At 63.8% G+C, this 6,966-nt stretch carries 5 protein-coding genes; 2 read left to right on the plus strand and 3 right to left on the minus strand.

Translation table 11 applies throughout. From position 1 onward, the window contains the following. Positions 1-1,957: transglycosylase SLT domain-containing protein (locus N5J73_RS23675; protein WP_279941364.1), on the minus strand; the 1,957-nt coding region annotated here is incomplete at its 3' end. A gap of 151 nt (positions 1,958-2,108) precedes the next feature. On the opposite strand from N5J73_RS23675, the gene N5J73_RS23680 reads away from it, so the two are divergent. Further along, positions 2,109-2,516, plus strand: coding sequence for a biopolymer transporter ExbD (locus N5J73_RS23680; protein WP_049447804.1), 408 nt, complete (start codon positions 2,109-2,111; stop codon positions 2,514-2,516). A gap of 56 nt (positions 2,517-2,572) precedes the next feature. Here N5J73_RS23680 and N5J73_RS23685 read toward each other — a convergent pair whose 3' ends face one another. Together N5J73_RS23685 and N5J73_RS23690 are read right to left on the minus strand one after the other, a co-directional pair. Next, positions 2,573-3,460, minus strand: a complete 888-nt coding sequence (locus N5J73_RS23685; protein ID WP_141097629.1) for a hypothetical protein — start codon at positions 3,458-3,460, stop codon at positions 2,573-2,575. A gap of 326 nt (positions 3,461-3,786) precedes the next feature. After that, complete coding sequence (locus N5J73_RS23690; protein WP_152906702.1) at positions 3,787-3,990, minus strand: hypothetical protein; 204 nt, start codon at positions 3,988-3,990, stop codon at positions 3,787-3,789. Between the two features lie 147 nt (positions 3,991-4,137). Here N5J73_RS23690 and N5J73_RS23695 point away from each other — a divergent pair, with 147 nt between their 5' ends. Then, positions 4,138-6,948 (plus strand): TonB-dependent receptor, encoded by a 2,811-nt coding sequence (locus N5J73_RS23695; protein WP_239508888.1) that lies wholly within the window; start codon positions 4,138-4,140, stop codon positions 6,946-6,948. Positions 6,949-6,966: the final 18 nt, after the last annotated feature.

Genomic DNA, 6,966 nt, shown 5'->3' on the forward strand with positions numbered 1-6,966 from the left:
CGCAGCTGAAGCTCTTGCGCTTGTCCACCAGGCGGCCCATCAGGCGGTCGCTCAGCGGCAGCGCATCACCATTGAGGCGCCAGTCGTAGATCACGCTGAAGGCCAGCACGCGGGCGACGTACTCGCGGGTTTCCTTGTAGCTGATGGTCTCGATCCACAGGTCCGGGTCAAAGCCCGGGCGCTGGCCCTGCCAGCGTGCTGTCGGGGTCGGGCCGGCGTTGTAGGCCGCGATGGTCACGTACGGCAGGCCGTCGTACTTGTTCATCAGCTGGCGCAGGTAGGCGGTACCGATGGCGATGTTGGTGTCTGGGTCGTACAGGCTGTCGGCGCCGCCGTAGCCGGTCAGGCCGATCGACTTGGCCACGCCGGCACCGGTGGCCGGCAGCACCTGCATCAGGCCCATGGCGTTGGCAGGCGAGCGCGCACGCGGGGTGAAGGTGCTCTCGGCGCGGATTTCCGCCGCCACCCAGGCCGGATCGATCGCGTTGCGAGCCGATTCGCGGCGGATGGTGGCGTCGTGGTGCAGCGGGAAGCGCAGGTCGTACAGGCGCTGCTCCTGCGGCTGCTTGCCGAGTGCGAACACGGCGCGGTCGAACCAACCGTTGTCCTGCGCGACGCGTACCGCGAGGCGGCGCTGGGTGTCATCGAAGCGCGACAGCGCGCTGTTCCATTCGGCCACGGCCCAGCCAGCGCGATCGATCTGGTACAGCGCCATCGCACGCTGGATGGCCGGATCGCGCGCGATCACCGCCTGCGCCTGCGCGCTGTCGTTCGGCTTCCAGGGGCACAGGGTATAGCCCTGCTGCAGCTTGTCGGCAGCCAGGAACCCGTGGAAGGTCGGTGCACGTGCCGCATCGCGGAACAGCGGCTGCGCCTGCTGGGCCTGGCCGGTCTTCTCCAGCATGCGGCCTTCGAAGTAGCGCCAGCGCGGGTCGCTGCGCTGCTTGCTGGCCATCTTGCGGATTGCGGTCAGCGCCGCCGGCCAGTCACCGCGCGACATCGCTTCGCGCACGCGCCATTCGTGCAGGCGTTCGTCATAGGCCGATTCCGGCACCGCGTTGAGGCGGCGTGCCGAATCGGGCAGGTAGGAAGCCACCGTCCACAGCGCGATCTGGTACAGCACCTGGCCCTGCTGCTCGGCACTCAGGCCCAGCGCCTGCGCGTACTGCGGCAGCTGCTGTTCGGTGGCGCCCGGGTCGGCCTTGGCCAGCTTGGCCAGGCCATCGGTGGCGATGCGCCGGCTGCGCTCGTTGCGCGGCCAGTTCAATGCGCTGGCATTGGGCTTGTCGACAAAGGCAGCGTAATTGTTGGCCAGCGCCAGGTCGGTGGCAGGCAAGCCACGTGCGGCGCTGCGCATCACGGCCGGCTGCTGGGCGTCGGCGGCGGCATCGATGCGTTCCCAGCGCAATGCGTCACTCAGTCCGCCCTGTGCCTGCAGCACGGCGAAAACGGCGTCACAGCCGTCTGGCAGCGACTTGCCGTTCTTGCGCCACAGGTCCTGCGCTTCACTTATCCACTGCGGATCGACCTTGCCGGTCACCTGCCGTGCGGTCAGCTGCGCACAGCGCAGGCCGGCGTTGTCGGTGGGAACCCAGTTGGCGAGCAGGGTGGGCCAGTCCTGGCGGCGTGCGACCGAGGGCAGCCACACACTGCGGAACGTGTTGGCCACGGCCTGGCCGTCATAGCGCTTGAGGAAGGCCTGCGCCTGCGCGGAATCGACGGTGTCGATGTTGCGTCGCAGGTTGGCGTATTCCAGCCAGCCATAGGCCGGATGGCGGCTGAGCGCAGCGGCCTGGCCGGGGTCGAACTGGCCGCGTTCGGCAGCTGCGATCGCGGCCTTCAGCTGCGCGTTCTGGGCGTCGAGGGACTGGGCATTGGCGCAGCCGATCAGCAGCGTGGTGGCCAAGGGCAGCAGGGACAGGGCAGTTGAAGTGCGTCGGGTCATGGCGCTGAGCATAGCGGGCGGTGGCTGAATTCAGTTTCGCATTGCGTGCACGCGATGGGTCGGCAACGGCAGCTGAATGCCACAGCGCTGGGCACTGCCTTGCAGGTCCGCAGGCACCGTAGTGTCGACCTTGGGCGAACGGCCCGGCTGCAGGGAGCGGCACATGGCGTTCAGTAGCGCAGGAAGAAGCGGCCCGCTGGCGGACATCAATGTCACGCCACTGGTGGATGTGATGCTGGTGCTGTTGATCATCTTCATCGTGACCGCACCGATCGTGGCCCGGCCGATTGCCGTGCAGTTGCCGCAGGCCACCGATCGCGTGGTCGACCGTCCCGAACCGCCACCGCCGATCGAGCTGCGCCTGGACGCTGCCAACCAGCTCAGCTGGAATGGCCAGCCGATGGCGATCGGCGAGCTGCAGGCGCGCCTGCAGGTACAGGCGGGCGAACATGCCGGCAACCTGCCGGAGCTGCGCATCGCCACCGATCCGTCAGCCGAGTACGAAGGCATGGCGCGGATCCTGGCTGCCGCCGAGGCCACCGGCATGGAGCGCATTGCGTTCGTGCGGTAGCGCTATCTAAACCGCCGCTCATGGGGAGATTGCGACATGAGCGGCGGATGAGGGTGTCAGTATTGCTGGCAGTAGACTGTGCGACCATCCCAACTGCACGAGATGCGGCTGCTGCTTCCGCGCTGGACGGGGACTCCATACATCTGTGCGGATCTGACCCAGTTGTCCAGGTCGCCATGCTGGCCGAAATAGTATTGTCCGGCGTACGAAGGGGCGGAGATCGGGTCGGCGATGGATTCGTCAGGAACCTTGTTGCCTGTGCTGTCGCGGCTTTCGCCCTTCTGATACTTGGCTTCGGCAACGTTGTCCGGTGTTACTCGATAAAGCGTCTTAGACCCATCACGCCATGTGATCATTATTGTTATGGATCCGCCACCTTTGAGGCCTGCCCAGTTCAGGGCCGCTTGTTGAATCGAGAGCGCAATGCTGTTCCAGGTTGGGCTTCCCGTATTGGCTCCTGCCAATTCTGTGGCTAGATACTGGCCAAGTCGGGTTCGCAGTGTGGCTGAGGAGACGATGTCAAAGGTATTGGAGGACTTGTAAGACTCGGGGAACCTCACTCCATTGGAGTTTCCGGGGTTGTCTGGATGCAGCACGACCACTGATCCGCCTCCTGCCATCGCGTGGGCCTCTTCAGGTGGCGCTCGAAAGGCTGACGTCGCATCCAGAATCCGTAGGAAGGCCATTTGAATCTGTGCGGGAACCGGTGTCGAAAGTGCGCGCCACTTTCTGATCTCGCGGTCATATTCAACTTCGAAGGCGCTCAGTCTGGCTCTCTCGAAGTCCATTACAACCGCCAACCCGGAGCCTGACAGCAGGGCTGCATCCTTTGGAGATGCACAGTTGTTGCATTCAATCAGGCCTCCTGCTCTCGATTCGCTTGCCGAGAACAGAAGCAATGCCGTGACAATCGCGACATGGATCATGACGGTGATTGTTTTCACAATTGTGCCTCATGAGAATGACTGGGGTTCTCAGTCTCACCTTTGTCGGCCCCTGAGATTCGTCTGACGGGCAATTTTCAAACTATTCCTAAATGTTGTCTGAGTTTGCTTCGTAGGATTCAAGCAAGTCGATGCATGTGGCTCTGTCATCAAGATGGCAGCAGCCGAAAGGGCAGCCATTGAGTGCCTCACGTTCGCACGGTGATCTCGGCGATCTGCAGTCCGTCACTGCAAGGCCCCCTCCCTACGGGTTACTCGCCATCTTGGTAAGTTCCAGCTCGAAAGCGATCTGATCGATACCATCAACCCGACGGCAGCGGCGATCATCATGCTGCCGATGACGCAGGCGCATTGTCGTTGGACGGGTCGTCAAGAGCACTGTCCAACTGCGCGAAAGCTGAGAGATCCATGTCGCAGCCGGCATCAAGGCTGCCTGCTGTGAACAGTACCGTCCGGTCTTTAGTTGCATTCATCTGTCGCAATCGGCCCGCATTTGCGTCAATTCCGCGTGAAAGAGTGTCGATCGTCACGCCGGGATTTTTACCACTTGTTTACAAAGGAGACGCTGCCGCCATGCAGGGGGGCGCGGCAGTCCATGTCCCGACATTCCTTTGGAGAGAGAGCGAATGAATCACCTGCACCACCGCCCGTTGGCGGCTGCCGTCGCGCTGTGCGTGATGACCCTGGCACCGTTGGGTGCCGCTGCACAATCCACCACCAACCTGGATGCGGTGGAAGTCACCGGTACCCGCATCAAGCGCGCTGAAGTCGAAGGCCAGGTGCCGATCCAGACGCTGACCCGCGGTGATATCGAACGCACCGGCCTGACCTCGATCGGCGAAGTCCTTCAGCAGCTCACCGGGTCCGGTTCCGCGCTCAACGCCAAGTTCAACTCGTCGGGCAACTTCGGCTTCCCGCCGGATGGCAGCGGTGTGGGCGCCGGCTCGGCGCAGGTGGACCTGCGCCATCTGGGGGCCAAGCGCGTGCTGGTGCTGGTCGATGGCATCCGCTGGGTCAATGAATCGTCGGCGTCCGGTGTGGGCTCGGCCACCGATCTCAATACCATTCCGCTGGCCATCGTCGAGCGCATCGAAGTGCTGGAAGATGGCGCGTCGTCGCTGTACGGCTCCGATGCCATTGCCGGTGTGGTCAACATCATCACCCGCCGCGATTTCGATGGCGGCCAGGTAACGCTGAACTACGGTGAATACAGCAAGGGCGACGGCACGCAGAAAGGCGTGGACCTGGCCTGGGGCAAGAGCGGTGACCGCTACAGTCTGTTCCTGGGTGCCAGCTGGACCAAGCAGGACCCGGTGTTCGCCAAGGACCGCGAGCAGTCGCGCTTCCCGATTCCAGGCACCGGCCTGGCCTTCGGCAGCGGCGGCATTCCACAGGGCCGTTTCATGTTCACCGACCCGAACACCGGTGCGGTGCAGAACATCGTGCCCAATACCGGCGTGAGCAATCCGCGCTACGACGGCAGCGCCGGCTGCAGCCGCACGGATGACTACCACTGCTTCACCACCGCCGACCGCTTCAACTTCGCCGAATACAACATGGTGCTGACGCCGTCGGAGCGCAAAGGCCTGTTCGGTCAGTTCCGCTTCGACATCACCGACAACGTGCAGTGGTACGTCAAGGCACTGGGCAACCGTCGTGAGTCGACCAACCAGGCCGGCCCGGAGCCGCTGTTCTTCGGCCCCGATGGCGCCACCGGCAATCTGCTGGCCGACAACATCGTGGTCTCGCGCCTGAATCCGTACAACCCGTTCGGCTTCGATCTGGTTTCCGGCGACAACATGAGCCTGATCGGTCGTCGCCCGGTGGAAGGCGGTGCGCGCGTGTTCAAGCAGAAAGTGGACACCACTTACTTCGCCACCGGCCTGGTCGGTGATTTCCATGCCGCCGACCGCAGCTGGTACTGGGACGTCAACGGCATGTACAGCAAGAACAAGGCCGAACAGACCAACTACGGCAGCTATGACATCTACAAGGTGAACATGGCGCTGGGCGATCCGTCCGTCTGTGCGGCCACGCCGGGCTGCGTGCCGCTGAACATCTTCGGCGGCGTCGGTTCGATCACCCCGGACATGCTGAAGTGGATCCAGCCGGTGGTGCGCGACCGCAGCCAGAACGAACTGAGCCTGTTCACCGCCAACCTGTCCAGCGAGCTGTTCTCGCTGCCGGCCGGTCCGGTATCCTTCGCCACCGGCTTCGAGTACCGCAAGTACAAGGGCTCCTACCAGCCCGATCCGCTGACGGTGATCGGCCACTACAACGGCGTGCCGTCGCAGCCGACCTCCGGTTCCTACGACGTCAACGAGGCCTACCTGGAGTTGAGCGTGCCGATCTTCGCCGATTCCTCGTTCGGCAAGAAACTTGACCTGAGCTTGGCCGGTCGTTATTCGGACTACTCCACCTTCGGTGGCGAGTTCACGCCCAAGTACGGCCTGCGCTGGCAGGTGACCGATGACTTCGTGCTGCGCACCACCTACGCCGAGGGCTTCCGCGCACCGTCGATCGGTGAACTGTACGGCTCGGCGGCGCGTGCCGACCTGCAGCTGTTCGACCCGTGCTCGGTGGGCCTGGGCGGCACGCCGCCGCGTGGCAGCGCGGCCAACTGTGCCACGCTGGGCGTGCCGGCCGGCTTCCAGCAGGCCAACTCGCAGATCTCGGTGACCACCGGCGGCAACCGCGAGCTGGAGCCGGAACGATCGCGCAGCTTCAGTGCCGGTTTCGTGTGGAGCCCGTGGTTCGGCAACAACGCCTCGTGGTCGGAGCGCTTCGATGTGGAGGTGACCTTCTACCGCCATGCCATCGACGGTGCGATCCAGGCGATCAACGCGCAGACCCAGCTGGACCTGTGCGTGGATACGCTGGACCCGATCTACTGCAATGGCATCACCCGTGCCAGCACCGGTGCGGTCAGCAGTTTCAACAACCGCCTGACCAACCTGGGGTCGATCAAGACCGATGGCTGGGACGTGGACCTGTTCTGGACCCTGCCGCAGACCTCCATCGGCCAGTTCAAGCTGGGTTGGAAAAACACCTTCGTCGGGCGTTACGAGGCCACCGGCGCGGCCGGGCAGAAGCAGCCGCAGAAGCCGGGTTTGGAAGTGGCTGACAGTTCGATTCCGGAATGGACCAGCAATGCCAGCATCGGCTGGACGTTGGACCGCTGGAGTGCCAACTGGACCGTACGGCACATCTCCGAGCTGACCGAAAACTGCGGCGATGCTGCTGCCTTCCCGGTGTGCAGCGACCAGGCCGCAGGCACCAACACACTGTCGGCCACCACCTTCCACGACATGCAGGTGGGCTACAAGATCGACTGGATGAAGGGGCTGCAGCTGACGGCCGGCCTGAACAACGTGTTCGACAAGGATCCGCCGATCTGCCTGTCGTGCTCGTTGAACGGCTACGACGCCTCGACCTACGACATCCCGCGTGGCCGCTACTGGTACCTGCGCGCGGACCTGCGCTTCTGATGTAACGGTGGCAGTGCC

The organism is Stenotrophomonas sp. GD03654 (assembly GCF_029845105.1).
Taxonomy (GTDB): domain Bacteria; phylum Pseudomonadota; class Gammaproteobacteria; order Xanthomonadales; family Xanthomonadaceae; genus Stenotrophomonas; species Stenotrophomonas africana.

What these genes read in the sequence shown, in the direction of transcription:
- N5J73_RS23680 (WP_049447804.1), top strand. Translation starts at nt 2,109, where the DNA reads ATGGCGTTCAGTAGCGCAGGAAGAAGCGGCCCGCTGGCGGACATCAAT.
- N5J73_RS23695 (WP_239508888.1), top strand. Translation starts at nt 4,138, where the DNA reads ATGACCCTGGCACCGTTGGGTGCCGCTGCACAATCCACCACCAACCTG.